Below are 23062 nucleotides of genomic sequence, written 5' to 3'. Positions count from 1 at the left end.
AACGAAGAAGGAGTGCAGGGATGGCCCTGCTGCAGACAGTTGATGCCACCGTGGTGCCGCGCGGTGGGCTGGACATGCTTTCCCGGCACGAGATCGCCCGCCTGCACGACGCCAGCCGGACCGGCTTGCACGAGATGCTGCGTCGCTGCGCCCTGGCCGTGCTCACCTACGGCGGCGTTGGCGACGATGCCCGCGCGTTGCTGGAGTCATACCGCGACTTCGACATCGAGGTCGTGCAGCGTGACCGCGGCATCAAGATCGAACTGCGCAACGCCCCGGCGACCGCGTTCGTCGATGGCAAGGTCATCCGCGGTATCGCCGAACTGCTCAGCGCGGTGGTGCGCGACATCGTCTATGTCTCCACCGAGATCCAGGAGAACCCGCGCTACGACCTGGGCAGTTCCGCCGGCCTGACGACCGCCGTCTTCGAGATCCTGCGCAACGCGCGCGTCCTGAAGCCTGGCGTCGAACCCAACCTCGTCGTCTGCTGGGGTGGCCATTCGATTTCCCGCGCCGAATACGACTACGACAAGTACGTCGGCTACGAACTCGGCCTGCGTGGCCTGGATGTCTGCACCGGTTGCGGCGCCGGCGCGATGAAGGCGCCGATGAAGGGCGCCGCCGTCGGACACCAGAAGCAGCGTATCCGCAATCCCCGTTACATCGGCATCACCGAGCCGGGCATCATCGCCGCCGAATCGCCCAACGCGATGGTCAACCACCTGGTGATCATGCCGGACATCGAGAAGCGCCTCGAAGCCTTCGTGCGCATGAGCCACGGCATCATCGTGTTCCCGGGCGGCGTCGGCACGGCGGAGGAAATCCTTTACCTGCTGGGCGTGCTGCTGCATCCGGAAAACCGCGGCATTCCGTTCCCGCTGGTGTTCGCCGGACCGCGCGCGGCGGCGCCGTACTTCGAGCGCATCGATGCTTTCCTCCGACTGGCGCTCGGCGACGAGGTGTCGTCGCTGTACCGCATCATCATCGACGATCCGGTCGAAACCGCGCGCACGATGAAGGCCGGCATCGACCAGGTGCGCGAGTTCCGCATCGCGCAGCAGGATGCGTTCTTCTACAACTGGCGCCTGACCATTCCCGAGGATTTCCAGCATCCGTTCGTGCCGACGCACGAGGCGATGGCCGGCCTGCGCCTGCATCGGGACCGCGAGAAGCACCTGCTCGCCGCCGACCTTCGCCGTGCCTTCTCGGGCATCGTCGCCGGCAACGTCAAGGTCGACGGCATCCGTGCCATCGAGCAGTTCGGCAAGTTCGAGATCACTGGCGACGCTGAGCTGATGGAAGCGATGGACGCGATGCTGGCGGATTTCGTCGCCCAGCACCGCATGAAACTGCCCGGCGGCTCCGCGTACCAGCCCTGCTACAGGCTGGTCTGGTAGGCAGGGCGCCGGCCCATCGTCGTCGCGGCGCCGGTGCGCCTGCGGCGACGATGATGGTAGGCCGGTTCCTTCCCTCGAGCCGTCTGCAACGCGGGCCCGCGCTGCAGGCTGTCTCTGCCGCCTCCCTCGCGCATTTCCAGAGCCAGGCCGGCTTCATGGCGACGGCGCGACTGCAGGGGCAATGCCAGCCAGTGGCTATGGCGGGAGCGGCTGGCCCGGTTGAGTCAGCACCGGGACGCAGGATGCCAGACCACTTCGCGGCCGATGGCTGAAAGGTCGCGGCATCCGGCCAGCACCATCGCCATTTCCAGTTCGGTGCGCAGGATATGCAGTACATGGGCGACACCGACGGCGCCGGCGGCGGCCAGTCCCGCCATGCAGCTGCGACCGACCAGCACCGCGCGGGCACCCATCGCCAGCGCCTTGAGAATGTCGCCGCCGCGACGGATGCCGCCATCGAGCAGCAGCGGCAGCGCCACGCGATCCGCGATCGCCGGCAGGGCATCGATGCTGGCCGGCACGCCATCCAGCGCACGGCCGCCATGGTTGCTGACCACGATGGCGTCGACACCCAGCTTTGCGGCGCGCAAGGCGTCGTCGGGATGCAGGATCCCCTTCACGACCAGTGGCAGCCTGGTTTCGCCACGCAGCCATTCCAGGTCCGCCCAGGTCGGCATGCGCGGCACCATTTCACTGGCGAAGACCGGACTCTCGCCAGGTCGCGCGGTCACCCCGGCTGACACGCTGCCTTCGGGCAGGTTCACGGCGGTGACCTGCGGCGGCAGCATGAAGCCGGCGCGCTGCTCGCGGTTGCGTACGCCGGCGACCGGCGTATCGACGGTCACCACGATGACGCGCACGCCTGCCGCCTGCGCGCGCTGCAGCAGCGCCCGGGTCTGTCCGCGATCGCCTTCCAGGTAAATCTGCAGCCAGAGCGGCGACTGCGCGATGGCGGCGACGTCTTCCAGGCGCATGCTGGCGTGATGGCTGAGGACCATGGGTGCCCGCAATGCCGACGCGCCCAGCGCCGTGGCGCGTTCGCCATCCGGATGCAGCAGGCGCTGGTAGGCCACCGGCGCCACGATGATCGGGTGGACCAGTGGTTGGCCCAGCAGCTCCAGCGTGGTGTGGCCATCGCGCAGGTCGGCCAGCGGGCGCGCATGCAGGCGGATGCGCGAGAACGCGTCGATGTTGTCGCGCAACGTCTGCTCGTCGCCGGTGCCGCCGCAGAGCCAGGCCCAGGTGGCTTCGCTCACGCGCGCCTGCGCGTGCGGCAGGTAGTCCGCCGCCGCGACGATCTCGGCGGGAATACGCGTCAGTGGCGGCAGGGGCGCATTCATGGTTGCGACCACTGCCGCAGGAGGTTGTGGTAGACCCCGGTCAGCGTATCCAGCGAGGGATCGTCCGGCACCCGTGCGCGCAGCTGCTGGATCGCCGTGTCAAGCTCGAACAGGACGGCCCGCTGGCTGGCTTCGCGCACGAGGCTCTGCACCCAGAAGAACGCGGCCAGGCGCGTGCCGCGCGTGACCGGCGCGACGCGATGCAGGGACGTGGACGGGTAGAGCACCATGTGCCCGGCCGGCAGCTTGATCTCATGCGAGCAGGCACCGTCCCCGATGACCAGTTCGCCGCCGTCATAGGTGTCCGGGTCGCTCAGGAACACGGTCGCCGACAGGTCACTGCGGATGCGGTGCGGCGTGCCGGGCACGCTCAGGATGGCGGCGTCGATGTGGTCGCCGTAGTGGCCGCCATCGCGATAGCGGTTGAATCGCGGCGGCACGATCTTCAGTGGCAAGGCGAGGGACAGGAACAGCGGCTGGCGGCCAAGCAGTTCGAGCAGGCCCTCACCGAGGCGCTGGCCCGTCCGGCTGTCGGCCGGCAGCTGTTCGTTCGCTTTCACCCTTGCCGCCTGGATGCCGGCAGTGAGGCTGCCGGCCTGCCATTCCGCTTGCTCGAGCGCCGTCCGGCAGGCATCGAGCTGTTCGCGGCTGAGAAGGTCGGGAATGGCGTGGAACATGGCGGCGGAGTCCGATTGGTCAGGACGGAATGAAACCGTACCGTCCGGTTCCATTGCAATTGGTAATGAGAATGGATAGCATTCGCCATCTTCAGCTGGACCGATTCTAGCAAGCCCAGCCCCTCCCGAAGGTCTCCCACGCACTGGATCCCGTATTTCGCAGGTCGATTCCGCCCGTTTCCGCCGTGCACCGCTTGCCGCCGCCATCCTGGCCACCGGCGTACTCGGCGCCGCCGCATGGCCCGCCCAAGCCGGCGTGGGCGACGACAGCGCCGACGACCAGGGCAGGACACTGCAGACCGTCGAAGTCGAAGCGGTGAAGCCAGTGCAGCCGACGTCGCCGAAGTTCACGGCGCCCCTGCTCGACACACCGCAGGTCATCGATGTCATTCCCGCCGATGTGTTCAATGCCCAGGGCGCGCAGAACCTGACCGACGTGCTGCGCAACACGCCCGGCATCAGCTTCAATGCCGGCGAGAACGGTTTCGCTTCGGATACGAACAATTTCAGCCTGCGCGGCTTCGATACCAGCGGCAGCATCTTCATCGACGGCGTGCGTGACTCCGGTAACTACGCGCGCGACGTGTTCAATCTCGAGCAGGTGGAAGTCGCCAAGGGGCCGTCCGCCGACAACGGCCGTGGTGGCCTGGGTGGTTACGTCAACCTGGTCAGCAAAACGCCGCAGCTCGACGATTTCACGCGCGGCACGGCAAGCTACGGCACCGACAGCTACGACAGCGACGACCGCCTGCGCGGCACGCTGGACGTCAACCGTCGCCTTGGTGCCGGCGCGGCGATCCGCCTCAATGTCCTCGCGAAGGACGGTGGCGTCGCAGGCCGTGCCCACGCCGAATCCGATGCCGTCGGCTTCGCGCCGTCGATCGCGTTCGGCCTGGACGGCGACACGCGCTTCACGATCGCCGCGCAATACCTCGACCAGGGCGGACGCCCGGATTGGGGTGTCCCCGGTGCCCTGGTGGCGGGCACCATCCATCATGATCCGGCAACGTCCGTTGTCGATCGCGACACCTTCTTCGGCCTGCGCGGCGACTTCGACGACAACGAATCGCTGTCGGCGCTAGCGCGCATCGAGCATGACTTCGGGGATGGCTTGACACTCGTCAACCAGACGCGATGGAGCTCGACGGAACGCGAGGCCCTGTACACGCTGCCCTTCGGTTACGACGCCGCCACCCAGGCGGTTACCGGACAGGTACAGGCCTACCAGCGTGAGAACGAAGCGCTGTCGAACCTGACCAACGTTTCGGCGGCGTTCCGGACCGGCGGCGTCGATCACCTGCTTTCCACCGGGCTGGAGCTGACGCGCGAATCGTCGGATGCCCTGCGCTTCGGGTCGACCAGCCTCGATCCGGTGCCCGTGCTGCATCCCGATCCGCGCCGGGTTGCTTTCGACATGCCGGCACCGACGCAGAGTGCCGGCGTCGACATCGACACCCTCGCGCTCTACGCCTACGATACGGCGAGCTTCGGCGAACGCTGGCAACTGACCGGTGGCCTGCGCGCCGAGCGCTACGAGGTCGAGATCGGCAGCCGCAATCTCGCCGATGGCACGCCGCAGGGCCCGGACGGCTACCGGCACAGCGACACCACGCTGAACGGCAAGCTGGGTGTCGTCTACAAACCGGTCGAAAACGGCACGCTGTACGCGTCGGTCGCCATGGCCGCACTGCCGCCGGGTTCATGGTTGTCCAATCCCGACATCTCGCGCACCGGCGACAATGCGTTCCCCGGCCTGGCCGGCCAGAACAACGATGCGGCGAAGACGCAGCGGGCGATCAACCACGAGCTGGGCGTGAAGTGGAGCTTCCTGGGCGAGCGCCTCGTCACGACGGCGGCGCTGTTCAGTACGCAACGCAGGAGTGTCGCGATGACCGGCAAGGAGCCCGGCCATCCGGAGAGCCCCACGGTGCTTCGCGGTTACGGCAAGCAGGAAGTCAGCGGCGTCGAGCTCGGCGTCAATGGCCGCATCACCGACGCCTGGACCATTTTCGCCGGCGCGGTGTTCCTCGACAGCGAGCGCCAGCACAGTGCCGAACTGGATGCGGCGCGTCGCGAAGCGAATCCAGGTGATTACGGCGACCGCCTGCGGACCAGTGGCGATGAACTGGCGTTCACGCCGAAGCGCTCCGCCAGCCTGTGGACCACGTATGCCTTCGACTCCGGCCTGATGCTCGGCGCCGGCGTGCAGCATGTCGGCGAATCGTGGGTGGGCCGTCCCGACGATGCCGATCGCATCATCGCAAACGGCCGGTACGGCAAGCTGCCGGGCTACACCGTGGCCAACCTGGTGGCGTCGTATGCATTCAGTCCTCAGGTGTCGGTGCGGCTCAACATCGACAACGTGGCCGACAAGGTCTATGCCACGTCCGGCAACTGGGGCATGACACGCGTGTTCCTGGGATCGCCGCGCGCATACCTGCTCAGCGCCGACTTCCGGTTCTGAGCGCCCTGCGCTGATCGCAGGCTGTCCGCGGTGGGTTCACCTGCTCCGGGGCGGGCAAGGAAGTGTCGTTGCAAAGCGCGGCGAAGGCGGAAGCGGGCGCGCGACATCCATGCCGGCCTGGATGGGCTGGAAGCGTGTTGGCGGACTGATGTTCGCCGAAACACTGCGCACTCGCCCATCGCTGCGAGTCCGTGCAGTGCGCCGGACGCATGAGGCGTGCGGGGCGACTGCGCGCGCGGCTTGATGGCCGGGTGTACCGACGAGGCGAGGCCTTTCGGCCTCAGGCCTCCCGGATCTCGTCCAGGCGCGCCAGTCGCAGGCGGCCGTCGTGATCGGCGCGCAGCACGATGCCCTGGTCATACCAGTCGCCCAGCACGATGCGCGTGCAGTCGCGGCCATCGACCTGGTCGCGGTGGACGGCAGGCCGATGCGTGTGGCCATGGACCAGCAGATCGACGTCGTGCTGTCGGAACGCCTCGGCGACCGCCGCTTCGTTGACGTCCATGATGGTTTCGGCGCTGATCGCGGTGTGCTCGCGGCTGCCGGCGCGCGCCTGTTCTGCGAAGGCGCGTCGCACGGCCAGCGGCTGCGCGAGCATGTGCGCCAGCCAGGCCGGATCGCGCACCTGCGTCCGGAACGCCTGGTAGGCGTGGTCATCGGTGCACAGCGTGTCGCCGTGCATCAGCAGCGTGCGGTCGCCATACAGGTCGATGACGCCGGGATCCTCGATGATCGCCATGCCGCAACGCGAGGCGTAGTCCGCGCCCAGCGCGAAATCGCGGTTGCCATGCATGAAGTGCAGCGCAATGCCGCGATCGGCGGTGGCGCGCAGCGCCTGCGCGACCTGCGCCGGCAGCTCGGCATCATCGTCGTCGCCGATCCAGGATTCGAACAGGTCGCCGAGGATGTACAGCGCATCGGTGTCCTGCGGCAACGCCTCCAGGAAGCCGAGGAAGGCGCGGGTGGCTTCCGGGCGGCTGGCGTCCAGATGCAGGTCGGAGATGAAGTAGGTGTTCATGGCTGGCTGCATCGCGTGCCGCCATGGAGGATGACGGCGCGCCGGTGTGCGACGGTGGTGCCGGACCGGGCCGGCGGCCGGGGGGCATGGGCGATCGGGTCCGGCGCGACCGCGCCGGACCCTGGCGATCAGCCGGCGGTTTCAGCCTGGGTTTCGGTAACCAGCTCGGCCTTCTCGATGATCACCGGTTCGACCGGCAGGTTTTCCATCATGCCTTCCTTGCGCGTCGGCGTGGACTTGATGCGGTCGACGACGTCCATGCCTTCGACGACCTGGCCGAACACCGCATAGCCCCAGCTGCGGGGGTCGGTCGGTGCGACGTGGTCCAGCGCGGTGTTGTCGACGACGTTGATGAACCATTGCGCGGTAGCGGAGTGCGGGTCGCCGGTACGGGCCATGGCGATGGTGCCGCGCGTGTTCTTCAGGCCGTTCGGGCCTTCGTTCATGATAGCCGGACGGGTCGGCTTGCCGATCAGTTCCGGCGTATAGCCGCCACCCTGGATCATGAAGCCGTCGATGACGCGGTGGAAAATCGTGCCGTTGTAATGGCCGTCACGCACGTAGCGCAGGAAGTTGTCGACGGTCACCGGTGCGCGGCGCTTGTCGAGTTCGAGCACGATGTCGCCCAGGTTGGTCTTCAGGACGACGCGCGGCTTGTTGGCGTCGGCGGCCGGCGCGGATGCCGCCGTGTCCTGGGCGAAGGCCGAAAAAGGCAGGGCCAGGGCGGCGGCAAACAGCAGAGACTTGAACATCAGCAAACCCTCTTGGCAGGCGGGTGGAAAGGAGCAGGTCGCGATCATAAGCCATGCCGCAGGGGCAGGCGGATCGTCGTCCGGGATCGAAGGATCAGGTGCGGATCGGCTTGGACCAGCAGCTAGAGGCCAAGTTCCGTCGCCGCCGGTGCCCAGGCCGGATGGGCGAACGCGCTGGCGGCTTCCCCGAGGCGCCGGTGCAGGCTGCGCAGGTCCTGTGTGCACAGCGTCGCGTGGCCGACCTTGCGCCCCTCGCGCGGCTGCTTGCCGTAGTCATGCCAGTGCAGGCCGGGAATCGTCAGGGCGGTGGCCAGATCGGGCAGCTGGCCGATGAAGTTCAGCATCGCCGAGGCACCGCGCCCGGCGGTATCGCCCAGCGGCAGGCCGAGCACCGCCCGCAGGTGGTTCTCGAACTGGCTGCTGTGCGCGCCTTCGATGGTCCAGTGCCCGGAGTTGTGCACGCGCGGCGCCATCTCGTTGCCGAGCAGGCGGCCGTCATGTTCGAACAGTTCCAGCGCGAACACGCCGACGTAGTCGAGGCGCTCGGCGACGCGGCGAGCGAACCGGGTTGCCTGGTCGGCGAGATCGTCATCGACCGGAATCGGTGACACGCTGAGCGACAGGATGCCGTTCTCGTGCCAGTTGCGCGTCAGCGGCCAGGTGCGCAACTCGCCCTCGCGGCTGCGCACGGCGACCACGGACAGCTCGCGCTGGAAGGGCACGAAGGCTTCGAGGATCAGCGGCACTCGACCGGCGCCGAGCGCCTGCCAGCCGATGTCCAGGTCGGCCGCCTGGCGCAGGCGCGCCTGGCCCTTGCCGTCGTAGCCCAGCCGGCGCGTCTTGAGCACGGCCGGCAGGCCGATGCGCGCGACGGCGGCTTCGAGGTCCTCGCGCGTGTCGACGGCGGCGAACTCGGGTGTCGCCAGGCCGAGGTCGGAGAACAGGGTTTTCTCGCTCAGGCGGTCCTGCACGGTCGCCAGTGCGCCCGGATTCGGAAACACGGGGACGCGCTGCGCAAGCCATTCGGCACTGCTGGCGGGAACGTTCTCGAAATCGAACGTGACGACATCGACCAGGTCGGCGAATTCGGCCAGCGCCGCCTCGTCGGTGTAGTCCGCTTCGATCAGGGTCGCCACTTCGCCGGCGCAGGCGTCGCCACTGGTGTCGAGCACCAGCACGCGCACGCCCAGCGGCACGGCCGCCATGGCCAGCATGCGTGCGAGCTGGCCGCCACCCAGGATGCCGACGGTCCTCATCATGGCTGGCGCGGGTCGGGATGGGCGAGCACGGTGTCGGTCTGTTCGCGCCGGAAGCGTGCGAGCGCGGCGGCGACAGCCGGCATCTCCGGCGCCAGCAATGCGGCGGCGAACAGCCCGGCATTGGCCGCACCCGCCTTGCCGATGGCGAACGTGGCGACCGGCACGCCGGTCGGCATCTGTACGATCGACAGCAGCGAGTCCAGTCCGTTGAGCGCGGCGGACTGCACGGGCACGCCCAGCACAGGCACCGCTGTCTTCGCGGCCAGCATGCCCGGCAGGTGGGCGGCGCCACCGGCGCCGGCGATGATGGCGCGCAGGCCGCGCCCAGCCGCCTGGTCGGCGTATTCGAACAGCAGGTCCGGCGTACGGTGTGCCGAGACCACGGCGACCTCGTGCGGTATGCCCAGCTGCTCCAGCTTCTCGGCGGCATGGCGCATGGTTTCCCAGTCCGACCGGGAGCCCATCACCACGCCAACTTTCGGCTTGTCCATCCTCGTTCTCCGTGCGTCGGTCGCCGGGCCGACTGCCTCGATGCCGGGCGGGCCGGTTATTCTACGCTGCCGGTCCGTGGCCTGCGCGCTGCACGGACCGTTGCCTTTGCCGTCAGGAGTGTTCCATGGACAAGCGACTGCTCGAACTGTTGTGTTGCCCGGTCAGCAAGCGGCCGTTGCGGCCGATCTCGCGCGAGCAGCTGCGCGCGCTCAACGCGGCGATCGGGGCGGGCGGCGTGGTCAGGGTTGGCGGCGAAGCGGTCGCCGCGACGCTGGCGGACGCACTGGTCCGCGAGGACGGGCAGGTCGTCTATCCGGTTGATGACGGCATTCCCGTGCTGCTCGCGGAAGAGGCGATCGGCACCACGCAGCTGGCCGACTTCCCGCGATGAGCGCGTTCCTGGACCTTTCGGCGGCGCTCGCCGCCTGCACGCGCGATGGCCTGGAGACCCCGCCCGCCGCGCAGATCGACAGCGACGTCGGGCGTGCGCTCGCCGAAGACATCGGCAGCGGCGATCTGAGCGCCGCCCTGCTGCCGCAACGGCCGGGCGAAGCGCGCATCATCGCCCGTGAAGACGCCGTGGTCTGCGGGCTGCCCTGGGCCTTGCGCTGCTTCGCTGCGCTGGATCCTTCGGCGCGCTTCCATATCGGCGTTCGCGACGGCGAGCGCATCGGTGTCGATGGCGAACTGCTGCGCATACAGGCCGACAACCGCTCACTGGTGAGCGCCGAGCGCTGCGCCTTGAACTTCATCCAGACTCTTTCCGGCACCGCCAGCGCCACCGCGGTGTACGCCGATGCCGTCGCCGGCAGCGGACTGCAGGTCCTCGATACGCGCAAGACGCTTCCCGGATTGCGCCTGGCGCAGAAATACGCGGTCCGTGCCGGTGGGGGCGGCAACCATCGCACCGGCCTGTATGACGCCGTGCTGATCAAGGAAAACCATATCACTGCCGCGGGTTCCATCGCGGCGGCGATCGCGCGCGCGCGCGAACTGGGCGCGGGACGTTTCGTCGAGGTCGAGGTCGAATCGCTGGACGAGCTCGAACAGGCGCTGGCTGCCGGCGCCGAGCGCATCATGCTGGATGAATTCGGCTGGGACGACCTGCAGCGCGCCGTGGCGATGACCGCTGGCCGCGCGCAACTGGAGGTGTCGGGCAGCATGGATCTCGAGCGTGTCCGGAAGGTAGCGGGACTGGGCGTGGATTTCGTTTCGGTGGGCGCCTTGACCAAGCATGTCAGGGCGGTCGACTTGTCGATGCGGATGGTCTGAGCGCCATCAGGTCCGTGCGCCGAAGGCCGTCCTCGCCCGGTCCGGTGGGCGCCAGCTGCGATTGATGCGGGCTGGGGTGGCGCCCTGGGTAGCGGTGATTGCCGGGCACCTGCGGTGGTCTTACCCGCAGGGCAATGGGAAAGCGTCGGCGTGCGCAATACATGTTCGCGTGGTTCCGCAGCCCGTCATCCCGGCGAAGGCGGGGATCCAGCGGCCTGGGTCCACGGGCGTTCTGGATTCCGCCTTCGCGGGAATGACGTGAGGAAGGCCTCGGCGCGCGCAAGGCAAGGGAAGCGTCGAAGTGCGCCCTGCGAGGTGGAGGCGTACGCGTGCGCAACGCGAGGTGGCAGCGTCGGCGTGCTGGCAGCCCGCCTGTCCGCTTCCAGGGTCGAGCTACCGGTGCACGCGGTTGCCGGGCTCGCTTGTGGCGGCGTCCGGCTGTGCTGGATTGGTTATCCCGGGTGGTCCGTCATCGTCGTCAGAGGGCTTCGGAGGCGAAGTCGGCGAGGCGCGAGCGTTCGCCGCGACGGAGGGTGATGTGCGCGCTGTGTTGCCAGGCCTTGAAGCGGTCGACGGCGTAGGTCAGGCCGGAGGTCGTCTCGGTCAGGTAGGGCGTGTCGATCTGTTCGATGTTGCCCAGGCAGACCATCTTGGTACCCGGGCCAGCCCGCGTGAGCAGCGTCTTCATCTGCTTCGGGGTGAGATTCTGCGCCTCGTCGATGATGACGTAGCGGCTGAGGAAAGTGCGGCCGCGCATGAAGTTCAGCGAGCGGATCTTGATGCGCGAGGCGAGCAGGTCGTTGGTGGCCTGTCGGGCCCAGCTGCCGCTGTCATGCGGATTGGCCAGCACTTCCAGGTTGTCGGTCAGCGCACCCATCCACGGCGTCATCTTTTCTTCCTCGGTGCCAGGCAGGAAGCCGATGTCCTCACCGACGCTGACGGTGGCGCGGGTCATGATGATTTCGCGGTAGCGCTGTTGGTCCATGGTCTGCGCCAGGCCGGCGGCGAGTGCCAGCAGGGTCTTGCCGGTGCCGGCGGTACCGAGCAGGGTGACGAAATCGACGTCGGGGTCCATCAACACGTTGAGGGCGAAGTTCTGCTCGCGGTTGCGCGCGCTGATGCCCCATACGGCGTGGCTGCCCTGGCGGTAGTCGTCCAGCATCTGCAGGACGATGCGGTTTTCGTTGCGCTCGACGACCCGCAGTTCGAGTTCGTCGTCACCGGGGAAATAGAGGAACTGGTTCGGCTGCCAGTCCTCGTCACCGGTGAGGATGATCTCGTAGAACGTGTGGCCGCGATCGGTCCACGAGCGCAGGCTGTCCTGGTGGCGTTCCCAGAAATCCGGCGTCAGTTCGGTCAGGCCGGTGTAGAGCAGGCTGAAATCGTCGAGCGCGCGGTCGTTCTCGTAGTCCTCGGCGGCGATGCCGTAGATGCTCGCCTTGATACGCAGGTTGATGTCCTTGGACACCAGCACCAGTGGTTGCGACGGCGCGCGTTCGCGCAGCGCCAGCACGGCGTCGATGATCTGGTTGTCCGGCGCCCGGCGGCCGGCACTGGCCACCGCCGGACCGGTGGTCTGGAAGTACAGGCGGCCATGCTCGCCGCCGACGCCCAGCCGCAGGTCCTGCGGGCGCAGCAGGGGAACGCCATCCTCGAGCGCGCCATTGCCATTGGCCTGGATCAGTTCGTTGAGGAAGCGGCTGACCTGGCGCACGTTGCGCGCCACTTCCGATGTGCCCTTCTTGGCGGCATCGAGTTCCTCTAGGACGACCATGGGCAGGACGATGTCGTGTTCCTCGAAGCGGAACAGCGACGTCGGGTCATGCATCAGCACGTTGGTGTCGAGCACATAGGTACGCTTGCTGGCGGTCATGGGCGACGGTGCCTGCTGTGGGAAAGGGGGAGTGGAGTTGACGGGCCGGCGGATGCCGGCGGGAACGACGCCAGGGTCGTCGGGCTTCAAGCGATCGCCTCGGCCGCGGCGAGGACGGCTTCGACGTGGCCTGGCACCTTGACGCCGCGCCAGCTTTCGACCAGCAGGCCCTTGGCGTCGAACAGGAACGTGCTGCGCTGGATGCCAACGACGGTGCGGCCGTACATGTTCTTCTCGCGGATCACGTCGAAGGCCTTGCACAGCGTTTCATCGGGATCGGAGACGAGGTCGAACACGATGCCCTGGCGCTCGCGGAAGCGCTGGTGGCTTGCGAGCGAGTCGCGTGATACGCCGACCACGTTGACCCCCGCGCGCTGGAACTGCGCATGCATCATGGTGAAATCGTTCGCCTGCCGCGTGCAGCCGGGCGTCGAATCCTTGGGATAGAAGTAGATCACCAGCGGACGGCCAACCAGCGAGCGCAGTGCCAGCGGGCCGCTGGTGGTGGCGACTTCCACGTCGGGCAGGGCGTCGCCGTTCTGCATCAGAACTTCATCGGATCGAGGATGGCATCGAGATTGAGGCCATCGCAGAATTCCAGGAAATCGTCGCGCAGGCCGGCGATGTGCGTGTCGACCGGGATGCCGACTGTGAACTGCGCCGAAAAGACGTCGGCGCCGGTCTGCGCCGCGCGATAGCGGCTGCAGCTCATGTTCTCGATGCTGACGCCGTGGTGCTCGAAGAACTCCGCGAGCTGGTACAGCACGCCGGGCTTGTCGGCGGCGGTGACCTCGACGATGTAAGGCAGGGCATTGCCCTGTGCCTCGCGCAGCGCGGTGCGGAAGTACACCATGCGGGTGCCGTCCTCCCGCTCCATGCGCGCCAGCGCCGACTCCAGCTTGGCGATCGCGTCCCAGGAGCCCTGGGCCAGCATCTGCGCGCAAACTTCCTGGCCAAGCGTGGCCAGTCGCGCTTCGACGACGTTGCAGCCGGATTCGGCGATGCGCCTGGCCAGGCTGACCAGTGGCGACGCGTCGCGCGGCGCGAAGGCGTTGATGAGCAGGTGGTTCTCGTTGGGGCGGCTGCGCCTGGGCTGCTCTTTCAAGTCGCTGTCCTGCCAGTCCGGCATGGTGTCCATCGGATGATCCTCGAACGAGGATAGCCCCCGCCCGGTTGCAGCCGCAAGCATTACGCCGCCCCGGGGGCCGGGCCGCCCGATGGACTTGCCCGGTGGCGCCGCTTACCATGCCGGGCCCCATGCTAGGAACGACGGCATTGAGCCTGAAAGGCAGTGTTTGCGCACTCGTGACGCCCTTCGCAGGCGATGGTTCGCTGGACGAGGATGCGCTGCTGACGCTGATCGACTGGCACCTTGACGCCGGAACGCGGGCGCTGGTCGTGGCCGGTTCCACCGGCGAGGCGGCCATGCTCGACGAGGCGGAATACCGCCGGCTGCTGGAACTGTCGGTGGCGCGCGTCGCCGGCCGCATTCCGGTCCTGGCCGGGACCGGCGCCGCGGGCACGGCGCGCACGCTGGCGCAGACGAAGCTGGCGCGCGATTGCGGCATCGACGCCGCACTGGTCGCGACGCCCCATTACGTGCGGCCGACGCAGGAAGGCCTGTTCCGACACTTCAGCGTGATCGCCGACGAATCGGGTCTGCCGGTTGTGCTCTACAACGTGCCGGCGCGCACGGCCTGCGACCTGCAGCCGGCGACGGTCGAGCGTCTTCACCGCCACCCGGCCATCATCGGCATCAAGGAAGCGGTGGCCGATCCCGGGCGCCTGGCCGAACTGCTGCCGCTGCGTCACGACGGTTTCGTCATCCTCAGCGGTGACGACGAGACTGCGTGCGCGGCGATGACCGGCGGCGCCGACGGCGTGGTCTCGGTGGCCGCCAACATCGTCCCGAGGGCTTTCGCGCAGATGTGCGATCATGCCGTCGGCGGCCAGGCCGATGCGGCGCGCGCGATCGATGCGGGCCTGCGCGACCTCTATGCCATGCTCGGCGCCGAACCGAACCCGATCCCCGCGAAGTGGCTGCTGCATCGCCTCGGCTGGATGGGCCCGGAGCCCCGATTGCCCCTGACTCCCCTGTCGGCGGCGCATCATGCGCGTGCCGATGCCGTGCTGGCGAACCTTGCCGGGCTGGCTGAACTGCGAACGGAAACCCGATGATGTCCAGAATCCTCACCCTCTGCTGTGTGTTCCTGCTGGCGCTGCCGGCGGCCGGTTGCGGCATGTTCCAGCGCCGCGACGTGCCTTATCAGGAAAGCCGGAGCCAGTCGCCGCTGCAGGTGCCGGAAGGCCTTGACCGTCCGCCGATGGACGAAGCGCTGTACATCCCGGATCTTCCCTCGCCGGGCGCGTCCCGCCGCGGCGTCGCCGACGCGCCGGTCGCCGGCTCGCAGGTCGCGGGGGATTCCCTGTATGTCGCCGACGACCTCTCCAGCGCCTGGCGTCGCGCGGGCCTGGCGCTGCAACGCATCCCGGAAGTAACTGTCACGGGCTCAGACGAATCCGCCGGGGTCTATCGTGTCCAGGCGACCGCGACGCGACCGGCGCACGGCTTCTTCCGTCGACTGGTACGGCGCGAGCAGAAGGTGGTCGAAAGCTTCGAGCTGCGCTTCGAGGCAGACGGCTCCGGTACGCGCATCCGCACCGTCGGAGGCAGCGAGGTCGCCCGCGCGCTGCTGCTGCGCCTGCGGGAACGCCTGGGCTGATTGCAGCCGGGCGTTCACGATTGCAGCCGGTGCCTCGCCCGAGCGGGCGGCGCCGGCCAGTCAGCCGGGGTGCGCAGTCGTTCCGGCGATGTCATTAGCCGCAAGGCCCGTGCAACCGTCCGCGGGCGGCCGTCCATTGAGGCGGTTGCCGCCGCCGCGGTCGTGACGCAGCCGGTCAGCGTTCGAGCAGGTCGAGCTTGCCCGGGCGCCCTTCCCACTCCTTGGCGTCGGCCGGGGGATCCTTGCGCTCGGTGATCACCGGCCACTGTTGCGACAGCTCGCGGTTGAGCTCGAGGTAGTGTTCCTGCCCGGCGGGAACGGAGTCGTCCGGATAGATCGCGTTGATCGGGCACTCCGGCTCGCACAGCGTGCAGTCGATGCACTCGTCCGGATCGATCACCAGGAAGTTCGGCCCTTCATGGAAGCAGTCGACCGGACAGACTTCCACGCAGTCGGTGTACTTGCACTTGATGCAGTTTTCGGTAACGACGAAGGGCATGGCGACGCTGGACTCGAGCGGTTCGGCCAGGCGTTTGTGCGACGGTCCCGGCTGGATGCCCGACCCGGACCCACTCGCCGGCAGCGCAGGCGCGGGAGGAAAAACTGGCGCTCCCTACGAGGTTCGAACTCGTGTTCCCGCCTTGAGAGGGCGGTGTCCTGGACCACTAGACGAAGGGAGCGCGCTTGAGGTGGCCTTGGGCCGGCGGCTAGTATAAGTGATCGCCCGGCGCGGATACCAGTCCCTGCCGGCTGCAGGGTGGGGTCGCGGTTGCGTTCTCCACCCGATTCTTTGCATGGTCGCCCACCGCAGGCTTGGACCGTGCCTTAGCACCGTCATCGATACGGAGAGCCAGGTGGGTTTGACGCAATTTCTGCATCGCGCGCTCCGGTTCGTGCGTGGTGGTCTGGATGCGCCGGAAACAGGCGCGGCGACCGCACAGGGCCGACCGGTTTCCGGACTGCGCAGTTCACTGGCCGACACCGGCCCTGGCGTTGCGGAGGCCCGCCCTTCCGCTCCGACACGCCGGCGCGAGGGAGCGCCGACAGCGAAAGCATCCGCCGGGATCGTGACCCGCGACCAGCATTCGATTTCCCGCCGCAACATCAGCAACAACGCGCTGCGCGTCCTGTACCGCCTGCGTGACGCCGGCTTCCAGGCCTACCTGGTCGGCGGCGCCGTGCGCGACATGCTGCTGGGCGTGGTGCCGAAGGACTTCGATGTCGCCACCGATGCGCGACCCGAACAGGTGCGCCAGCTGTTCCGCAACTGCCGCCTGATCGGCCGTCGCTTCCGCCTCGCGCACATCCATTACGGCCAGGAAATCATCGAGGTCGCGACGTTTCGCGGCAGCGGCGAGGGTGACGAGGACGAGGGCGACGGCGACCGCGAGATCGCGAATGGTCGCCTGCTGCGCGACAACGTCTACGGATCGCTGGAGGAGGACATTTTCCGCCGCGATTTCACCGCCAACGCCCTGTACTACAACATCGCCGACTTCAGCATCCGCGACGAGGTCGGGGGCATCGAGGACATCAAGGCGCGACGCCTGCGCCTGATCGGCGATCCGGAAAAGCGCTTCCGCGAGGATCCGGTGCGCATGCTGCGCGCCATGCGTTTCGCGGCCAAGCTGGACTTCACGCTCGATCCGGCAATGGCGCGCCGCATCCCGCAGCTCGCATACCTGCTCGGCGAGGTGCCGCCGGCGCGCCTGTTCGACGAAACCGGCAAGCTGCTGCTCAGCGGTTGCGCACAGCGCTCCTTCGACCTGTTGCGCGAACACGGCCTGATGCCTGCGTTGATGCCACAGGTGGCCGACAGCCTCGCCGGGGCCGATGGCGCCAAGGCCGAACAGTTCATCCGCGCCGCGCTGGCCAGCTCCGATGCGCGCGTGCGCGAAGACAAGACGCTGACGCCGGGATTCCTGTTCGCCGTGCTGCTTTGGGCGCCGGCGAACGCGATCCACGAGCGCCTGGTCGAAAGTGGTACCGAGGCCAACCTGGCCTGGCAACGCGCCACCGATGCGGTGATGGCAACGTTCTGCCGGCGCGTCGCCGTGCCGCGGCGCTTCAGCCTGGTCACGCAGGAAATCTGGACATTGCAGCACTGGATGACGCGTCGCAACCGGCGCCGCGTCACCCGCCTGCTGACCCATCCACGCTTCCGGGCGGCCTGGGATTTCCTGGCGCTGCGTGCGCAGGTCGAACCGGAACTGGCGTCGCTGGTCGAGTGGTGGCAGGCCGCACAGAACCTGGAAGGCGATGCGCTGCACGCGCATGTCGAATCCGATATCGCCACGCCCGTCGCCGGGGAACAGGAGGCGCCACGAAAGCGCCGCCGTCGTCGCGGTGGTCGCCGGCGTCGCGGCGGCGGTGCCGGCGGGAGCAGTGCACCCGACGGCGGCAATGACTGAAGCCTGCGTCGGGCTGGGCAGCAACCTCGATCTGCCCGCGCGACGGGTGGTTGCCGCTGCCGCGCGTCTCGCCGGCTGGCCGGGTGTATCGGACCTGCGCTGTTCGCGGCTGTACCGGACGCCACCCTGGGGTGACGCCGATCAACCCGCTTTCATCAATGCCGTGGCCGCGTTCGACTATGCCGGCAGCCCGGACTCGCTGCTGGTGGCACTGCTGGCAATCGAGCGCGAAGCCGGGCGCGTTCGCGGCGGGCGGCGCTGGGGACCGCGTGTCCTCGACCTGGACCTGCTGCTGTTCGGCGACGAGCACATCGACTCGCCGACCCTGAGCGTTCCCCATCCGCGCCTGCGCGACCGGGCATTCGTGCTGCTGCCGATGGCCGACGTGGCGCCGGATCTGCGCCTGCCGGACGGCACCGCGGTCGCCGATGCCGCGGCTGCCTGCGATCGCAGCGGCATCGAGGTGCTGGAGTCGGCCCAAGCCGCTGCGTGACCGCTGCGCGAGGCACGCGCCCGCTAGAATGTCCGTCCCTCCCGATCCGGTTGAACCGCGATGTATACCGATACGCAGGGCACTGGCGCCAAGCCGCTGACTGTGCCCGCGCTGCACGCGATGAAGAAGCGCGGCGAGCGCATCGCCGCGCTCACCGCCTACGACTACAGCTTCGCAGCACTGCTCGATCAGGCCGGCGTCGATGTGATCCTGGTCGGTGATTCGCTCGGCATGGTGGTACAGGGCCATTCGACGACGCTGCCGGTGACGGTCGAGGACGTCGTCTACCACACCGCCGCGGTCGCCCGGGGCTGCCGGCGCGCGCTGCTGGTTGCCGACCTGCCGTTCCTCAGCGATGTCGATGCGGCGACGGCCGTGCGCAGCGGCGGCCGCATGCTCGCCGAAGGCGGCGCGTCGATGGTGAAGATCGAAGGCGCCGGCCCGCGCCTGGCTGCGATCGAAGCCTTGGCGGCGAACGGCATACCGGTCTGTGCGCACCTGGGCCTGACGCCGCAGTCGGTGCACAAGCTCGGCGGATTCCGCAAGCAGGGGCGCACGGCGGAAGCGGCCGAGCGCCTGCGTCAGGAGGCACTGGCCGTGCAGCAGGCCGGCGCCGACCTGCTGGTGCTGGAGAATGTCCCCGCCGAACTGGCTGCGCAGGTGACGGCGGCATCCGACATCCCGGTCATCGGCATCGGTGCCGGTGCCGCCTGCGATGGCCAGATCCTCGTCGGCTACGACATCATCGGACTCACGCCCGGTCGCAGACCGCCTTTTTCCCGTGATTTCCTCGCCGGCCAGCCGTCGCTGGCGGCGGCGATCGAAGCCTACGTGGCTGCCGTGCGTGATGGCAGTTTTCCGTCGGCTGCGGAGGGTGCGTGATGGATATCGTCGAAACGCTGCCGCAGTTGCGTGCGCGGCTGGACGCCTGGCGGGCCCAGGGTGAGAGCGTCGCGCTGGTGCCGACCATGGGCAACCTGCACGCCGGCCATTTCGCACTGGTCGAACAGGCCCGCGCTGCCTGTGATCGCGTCGTGGCCAGCGTGTTCGTCAATCCGACGCAGTTCGGGCCGGGCGAGGATTTCGAACGCTATCCGCGTACCCCGCAGGAGGACGCCGAAGGGCTGGCCGCGCACGGGTGCAGCCTGATGTACCTGCCTGGCGTCGGCACGCTGTATCCCTTTGGTCCGGACCGATCGCACCGGCTTTCGGTCCCGGCGCTGGCCGACGTGCTTTGCGGCGCGCACCGGCCCGGCCATTTCGATGGCGTCGTCACTGTCGTGTCGCGACTGTTCAACCACGTCCAGCCCGATGTGGCGGTATTTGGCGAGAAGGACTTCCAGCAGCTTCGCATCCTCGAGCGGATGGCCGAGGACCTGGGCTATCCGGTCCGGATCCTGCGCGGCGCCACCGTCCGCGAAGAGGACGGCCTGGCCATGAGTTCACGCAACCGCTACCTCGACAACTCGCAACGCGGGCAGGCGACGGCGATCCGCCGGACATTGCTGCTCGCTCACGAGGCGTGGACGGCAGGGCAGCCGCTGGCCGCAATCGAGGAAGAGGGTGTCAGCCGCCTGCGTGAAGCCGGATTCACGGTGGACTATCTCGAGATCCGGCGCGAATCGGACCTGGCGCGACCGGCTGCCGGCGAGCGTGACGGCTTGCGCATATTTGCGGCCGCCAAGCTCGGCACGACGCGGCTGATCGACAACCTGGCTCTCGGGTTCGAGCCTAAACCATTGATGTTCAATTAAAAGTTTCGGCTTGATCAAAATTTGCGCGGCGGGCTGGACTTTTCGCCACAACGTGTGGTAGTTTTGCAACCACTGTCGGCGCGGCGCAACGCCAGCCGTCAGCGAACGCAGGGCGTATTGCAGTCATCGTCACTCCCCAAAACCAGCCCTCGCCACTTGGCGGGGGCTTTTTTTGTCCGTGCGATCCCGCCGATCCTGCCGAACCGGTGGGAACCGGCAAATCCAGGACAAAAAAAGGGGCCTACTGGAGGCCCCGTAGCACCCGCCGGTGCAGAGAAAACTTGTGTGGTCAGGGCTGGCCCGGATCGGCGCTGGCGACCGGCTCTCCGCCGACGGTGACCATTGCGCGGTTGTCTTCCACGGTGCGCAGGCCGATGCCCTTCACCTTGGCCAGGTCCTCGACCTGCAGGAACGGACCGTTCGCCTCGCGGTACTCGACGATCGCCTGGGCCTTTGCAGGGCCGATCCCGTGCAGCTGTGCCAGCGTCGCGGCATCGGCGCGGTTGATGTCGATCGCCTCGCCCGCGTGGGTCAACGCGGCAAAGGCAAGGGCGAGGACAGCGAGAAGCGTCTTGAACACGTTCATGTTGATCTCCGATTCAGTAAGGAGTAGCGGAGAGGCGATTTGTCTCACCGCGCCGGCAACCTTGCCGACGTGCACAGGTTAGGCATCCCTCCATACGGGACCCATCGGTGGACTTCCCTGTGCGGACCCGCGTAACGGTCGGATTCGACTGCGAAAATTCCGCCGCTTTCCAGTGCGGCTACACTGAGCCTGTTTATTCCGTCTTTTTCCGCTGTCAGGACCAGGCCCATGGACCATCGAGCCGCAGGCGCTTTCGCCTCTGAAATCTGGGACGACGAAATCGTTCCCCAGCTCACCGATTACATCCGCATTCCCAACAAGTCGCCCATGTTCGACAAGGACTGGGTCGAACACGGCTACATGGACGCGGCCGTCGCGCTCATGGAGTCGTGGTGCCGTTCCAAGCAGGTGCCGGGCATGACCGTCGAGGTGGTGCGCCTTGAAGGCCGCACGCCGCTGCTGCTGCTGGACATCCCCGGCGAAGGCGACGATGTCGTGCTGCTGTATGGACATCTGGACAAGCAGCCGGAAATGACCGGCTGGGACGAGGACCTGGGTCCGTGGAAGCCGGTGCTGCGCGACGACAAGCTCTATGGCCGTGGCGGTGCCGACGATGGCTATGCCTGCTTCGCATCCGTTGCCGCGATCCTCGCGCTGAAGGCGCAGGGCATCGCCCATTCGCGCTGCGTCGTGATGATCGAGGCCTGCGAGGAATCCGGTTCCTACGACCTGCCGTACTACGTCGACCATCTCGCCGACCGCATCGGCCAGCCCTCGCTGGTGGTGTGCCTGGATTCCGGCTGCGGCAACTACGACCAGATGTGGCTGACCACCAGCCTGCGTGGCCTGGCCGGAGGTGAACTGACCGTGCAGGTACTGACCGAAGGCGTGCATTCCGGCGATGCCTCCGGCGTGGTGCCCTCCAGTTTCCGCATCCTTCGCCAGTTGCTGACGCGTCTTGAAGACGAGGTCAGCGGCAGGATCGTGCCCGAAGGCCTCTATGTCGACATTCCCGCCGAGCGCGTCGAACAGGCGAAGCAGACGGCCGGCTTCCTCAAGGACGCGATCTGGGACAAGTTCCCGTTCCTGCCCGGCATGAGCCCGATGCACGATGACCTGTCGGAGCTGATCCTCAACCGTACCTGGCGGCCGGCGCTCTCGGTGACCGGCATCGACGGCATGCCGCCGCTGGACTCGGCCGGCAACGTGCTGCGTCCGTTTACCGCGGTGAAGCTGTCGCTGCGTTTGCCGCCGACGCTGGAACCGAACGCCGCCGGCGAACTGGTCAAGACGTTGCTGGAGCGCGATCCGCCGAACGGTGCGCGGGTGGAGTTCAAGCTCGAGAAGGCCGGTACCGGCTGGAATGCCCCGGCGCTGGCGCCGTGGTTGTCGAAGTCCGTGGACGAGGCCTCGCAGCTGCATTTCGGGCAGCCGGTCGCCTATATGGGCGAGGGCGGCACGATTCCCTTCATGGGGATGCTGGGTGCGAAATTCCCGGGTGCGCAGTTCCTCATCACCGGCGTGCTGGGTCCGCACTCGAACGCGCATGGCCCGAACGAATTCCTGCACATTCCCACCGGTAAGAAGCTCACCGCCTGTGTCGCCAAGGTGATTGCCGATCATCATGCCGCCAGCCAGGCCGGCCTTACGCGCGGCGTCGGCGTGGCCACGGGCGCGCATGCCCACTATGGTGACGACCACGGCTGTTGCTGAGCCGCGGTCGCACTATGCTTTGCGTCAGCCGGGCCGACTGGTCCGGTTCATTCCAATCAGGGAGAGAAACAATGAGCGAAAACCAGCATCCTGATCATGGCGGCCAGGAAGGTCGCAACAATCCTTACGCACAACATGCGCAGGCCGCTGCCGTGCGTGCGAAGGCCGCCGCGCAGGACGCGCTGGGCGCGGCCCGACGTCTGATCACCAATCCGGCGGGCACCATCGGCGACGCCCACGCTTCGCTGGGAGGCGAGCGCCTGCTGGGCGTGGCGATCGTGTTCGCGGTCGTAGCGGCGCTGTGCATCGCGCTGGCCAGCACGCGCACGATGGGCATGCTGATGTATGCCATGGGCATGGGCGGCACCGGCGTCGGTGCCTTCTTCAAGGCCATGCTCAACGCGCTGATCGGCATTGTCGCCGTCGGCGGCGGCGTGCTGATCATGGCGCCGCTGCTCGGTGGCCGCGCGAATCCGGCGTCGGCGCTGTTCATTGCCGCCACCGCCGTGCTGCCGATGGCGATCGCTTCGGTACTCGCGTGGCTGGTCGGCATGCTGCTGCAGAACCAGCTTGGCGGGATCCTCGCCATGTTGCTGATGCTGTACGGCTTCTCCTACCTCATCATGGTGCTGAATGCCGGCCTGCGACAGGTCTGCGGCGTCAATGAAAGCCGCGCCGCCCTCGGCACGCCGACCGTCCTCGCGATCGCGATGCTGGTCATGTGGCTGTGGGGCCAGCTGATGCGCTGATCCTTGCCGGTCCCGTCGGCCGAGGCCGGCGGGGCCTTCCTGTCCAGGTGGTCGCCGCGGCGGCCGCTGTCCTCCGATTCCGCCGAGCC

General features: G+C 67.8%; 23 protein-coding genes and 1 tRNA gene. 12 read left to right on the top strand and 12 right to left on the bottom strand.

Features of this window, described 5'->3' with window-relative positions; translation table 11 throughout:
* The first annotated feature begins 20 nt into the window (after window positions 1-20).
* The gene (gene ppnN / locus EDC25_RS05515; RefSeq protein ID WP_123522325.1) at window positions 21-1397 is read left to right on the top strand and encodes a nucleotide 5'-monophosphate nucleosidase PpnN; all 1377 of its coding nucleotides are present in this window, start codon (window positions 21-23) and stop codon (window positions 1395-1397) included.
* 224 nt (window positions 1398-1621) lie between these two features.
* On the opposite strand, the gene EDC25_RS05510 is transcribed toward ppnN, so the two are convergent.
* Together EDC25_RS05510 and EDC25_RS05505 are read right to left on the bottom strand one after the other, a co-directional pair.
* Window positions 1622-2737, bottom strand: a complete 1116-nt coding sequence (locus EDC25_RS05510) for an alpha-hydroxy acid oxidase (protein ID WP_123522326.1) — start codon at window positions 2735-2737, stop codon at window positions 1622-1624.
* Window positions 2734-3414 carry a Fe2+-dependent dioxygenase gene (locus EDC25_RS05505; protein WP_132577287.1) on the bottom strand — a complete coding sequence of 227 codons (681 nt, stop codon included), beginning with the start codon at window positions 3412-3414 and terminating at the stop codon, window positions 2734-2736. The genes EDC25_RS05510 and EDC25_RS05505 overlap by 4 nt, the downstream gene beginning before the upstream one ends.
* A 256-nt stretch (window positions 3415-3670) precedes the next feature.
* Here EDC25_RS05505 and EDC25_RS05500 point away from each other — a divergent pair, with 256 nt between their 5' ends.
* Window positions 3671-5878, top strand: a complete 2208-nt coding sequence (locus EDC25_RS05500; RefSeq protein ID WP_205984993.1) for a TonB-dependent receptor — start codon at window positions 3671-3673, stop codon at window positions 5876-5878.
* 280 nt (window positions 5879-6158) lie between these two features.
* Here the strand turns inward: EDC25_RS05500 and lpxH are convergent, their stop codons facing one another.
* The 4 genes from lpxH to purE form a co-directional block, all read right to left on the bottom strand.
* On the bottom strand, window positions 6159-6896 hold the full coding sequence (gene lpxH, locus EDC25_RS05495) for a UDP-2,3-diacylglucosamine diphosphatase (protein WP_123522328.1): 738 nt from the start codon (window positions 6894-6896) through the stop codon (window positions 6159-6161).
* Between the two features lie 128 nt (window positions 6897-7024).
* On the bottom strand, window positions 7025-7648 hold the full coding sequence (locus tag EDC25_RS05490) for a peptidylprolyl isomerase (protein ID WP_123522357.1): 624 nt from the start codon (window positions 7646-7648) through the stop codon (window positions 7025-7027).
* A 122-nt stretch (window positions 7649-7770) separates the two neighbouring features.
* On the bottom strand, window positions 7771-8904 hold the full coding sequence (locus tag EDC25_RS05485; protein ID WP_205984995.1) for a 5-(carboxyamino)imidazole ribonucleotide synthase: 1134 nt from the start codon (window positions 8902-8904) through the stop codon (window positions 7771-7773).
* Window positions 8904-9398 (bottom strand): 5-(carboxyamino)imidazole ribonucleotide mutase, encoded by a 495-nt coding sequence (purE, locus tag EDC25_RS05480; RefSeq protein WP_123522330.1) that lies wholly within the window; start codon window positions 9396-9398, stop codon window positions 8904-8906. The genes EDC25_RS05485 and purE overlap by 1 nt, the downstream gene beginning before the upstream one ends.
* Before the next feature lie 125 nt (window positions 9399-9523).
* On the opposite strand from purE, the gene EDC25_RS05475 reads away from it, so the two are divergent.
* Together EDC25_RS05475 and nadC are read left to right on the top strand one after the other, a co-directional pair.
* Window positions 9524-9790, top strand: coding sequence for a Trm112 family protein (locus EDC25_RS05475; protein WP_123522331.1), 267 nt, complete (start codon window positions 9524-9526; stop codon window positions 9788-9790).
* On the top strand, window positions 9787-10671 hold the full coding sequence (gene nadC / locus EDC25_RS05470) for a carboxylating nicotinate-nucleotide diphosphorylase (protein ID WP_123522332.1): 885 nt from the start codon (window positions 9787-9789) through the stop codon (window positions 10669-10671). Before EDC25_RS05475 ends, nadC begins: the two co-directional genes overlap by 4 nt.
* Window positions 10672-11149: 478 nt before the next feature.
* Here nadC and EDC25_RS05465 read toward each other — a convergent pair whose 3' ends face one another.
* The 3 genes from EDC25_RS05465 to EDC25_RS05455 form a co-directional block, all read right to left on the bottom strand.
* Window positions 11150-12544: a PhoH family protein gene (locus tag EDC25_RS05465; RefSeq protein WP_123522333.1), complete on the bottom strand. Its 1395-nt coding sequence runs from the start codon at window positions 12542-12544 to the stop codon at window positions 11150-11152.
* An 86-nt stretch (window positions 12545-12630) separates the two neighbouring features.
* Window positions 12631-13089, bottom strand: coding sequence for a peroxiredoxin (locus EDC25_RS05460; RefSeq protein WP_123522334.1), 459 nt, complete (start codon window positions 13087-13089; stop codon window positions 12631-12633).
* Complete coding sequence (locus EDC25_RS05455; RefSeq protein WP_377600202.1) at window positions 13089-13733, bottom strand: glycine cleavage system transcriptional repressor; 645 nt, start codon at window positions 13731-13733, stop codon at window positions 13089-13091. The genes EDC25_RS05460 and EDC25_RS05455 overlap by 1 nt, the downstream gene beginning before the upstream one ends.
* 86 nt (window positions 13734-13819) lie before the next feature.
* Here EDC25_RS05455 and dapA point away from each other — a divergent pair, with 86 nt between their 5' ends.
* Together dapA and EDC25_RS05445 are read left to right on the top strand one after the other, a co-directional pair.
* The gene (gene dapA, locus EDC25_RS05450; protein ID WP_123522335.1) at window positions 13820-14722 is read left to right on the top strand and encodes a 4-hydroxy-tetrahydrodipicolinate synthase; all 903 of its coding nucleotides are present in this window, start codon (window positions 13820-13822) and stop codon (window positions 14720-14722) included.
* Window positions 14722-15267, top strand: coding sequence for a hypothetical protein (locus EDC25_RS05445; RefSeq protein ID WP_132577286.1), 546 nt, complete (start codon window positions 14722-14724; stop codon window positions 15265-15267). The genes dapA and EDC25_RS05445 overlap by 1 nt, the downstream gene beginning before the upstream one ends.
* A 175-nt stretch (window positions 15268-15442) precedes the next feature.
* On the opposite strand, the gene fdxA is transcribed toward EDC25_RS05445, so the two are convergent.
* Window positions 15443-15766 carry a ferredoxin FdxA gene (gene fdxA, locus EDC25_RS05440; RefSeq protein WP_123522337.1) on the bottom strand — a complete coding sequence of 108 codons (324 nt, stop codon included), beginning with the start codon at window positions 15764-15766 and terminating at the stop codon, window positions 15443-15445.
* A gap of 105 nt (window positions 15767-15871) precedes the next feature.
* Window positions 15872-15947 (bottom strand) — tRNA-Glu (locus tag EDC25_RS05435).
* 387 nt (window positions 15948-16334) lie between these two features.
* Between EDC25_RS05435 and pcnB the strand changes: the two genes are divergently transcribed.
* From pcnB to panC, 4 genes are read left to right on the top strand one after another with little or no spacing between them, the layout of a single operon-like run.
* The gene (gene pcnB / locus EDC25_RS05430; protein WP_240639665.1) at window positions 16335-17678 is read left to right on the top strand and encodes a polynucleotide adenylyltransferase PcnB; all 1344 of its coding nucleotides are present in this window, start codon (window positions 16335-16337) and stop codon (window positions 17676-17678) included.
* A complete protein-coding gene (gene folK / locus EDC25_RS05425) occupies window positions 17671-18171 on the top strand; it encodes a 2-amino-4-hydroxy-6-hydroxymethyldihydropteridine diphosphokinase (RefSeq protein ID WP_123522339.1) in 501 nt (166 codons plus the stop codon). Before pcnB ends, folK begins: the two co-directional genes overlap by 8 nt.
* 60 nt (window positions 18172-18231) lie before the next feature.
* Complete coding sequence (panB, locus tag EDC25_RS05420) at window positions 18232-19053, top strand: 3-methyl-2-oxobutanoate hydroxymethyltransferase (protein WP_123522340.1); 822 nt, start codon at window positions 18232-18234, stop codon at window positions 19051-19053.
* Window positions 19050-19925 carry a pantoate--beta-alanine ligase gene (gene panC, locus EDC25_RS05415; protein ID WP_484573167.1) on the top strand — a complete coding sequence of 292 codons (876 nt, stop codon included), beginning with the start codon at window positions 19050-19052 and terminating at the stop codon, window positions 19923-19925. The genes panB and panC overlap by 4 nt, the downstream gene beginning before the upstream one ends.
* Window positions 19926-20214: 289 nt before the next feature.
* Here the strand turns inward: panC and EDC25_RS05410 are convergent, their stop codons facing one another.
* Window positions 20215-20511 (bottom strand): ComEA family DNA-binding protein, encoded by a 297-nt coding sequence (locus EDC25_RS05410; protein ID WP_123522342.1) that lies wholly within the window; start codon window positions 20509-20511, stop codon window positions 20215-20217.
* 228 nt (window positions 20512-20739) lie between these two features.
* Here EDC25_RS05410 and EDC25_RS05405 point away from each other — a divergent pair, with 228 nt between their 5' ends.
* Both EDC25_RS05405 and EDC25_RS05400 read left to right on the top strand, forming a co-directional pair.
* Window positions 20740-22224, top strand: a complete 1485-nt coding sequence (locus tag EDC25_RS05405; protein ID WP_123522343.1) for a M20 family metallopeptidase — start codon at window positions 20740-20742, stop codon at window positions 22222-22224.
* Window positions 22225-22295: 71 nt separating this feature from the next.
* Complete coding sequence (locus EDC25_RS05400) at window positions 22296-22973, top strand: YIP1 family protein (RefSeq protein WP_123522344.1); 678 nt, start codon at window positions 22296-22298, stop codon at window positions 22971-22973.
* The last annotated feature ends 89 nt before the right edge of the window (window positions 22974-23062 follow it).

Origin of the sequence: Pseudofulvimonas gallinarii (assembly GCF_004343305.1) — a bacterium.
GTDB lineage: Bacteria > Pseudomonadota > Gammaproteobacteria > Xanthomonadales > UBA2363 > Pseudofulvimonas > Pseudofulvimonas gallinarii.
This window is presented reverse-complemented; position numbering and strand designations above follow the sequence as displayed.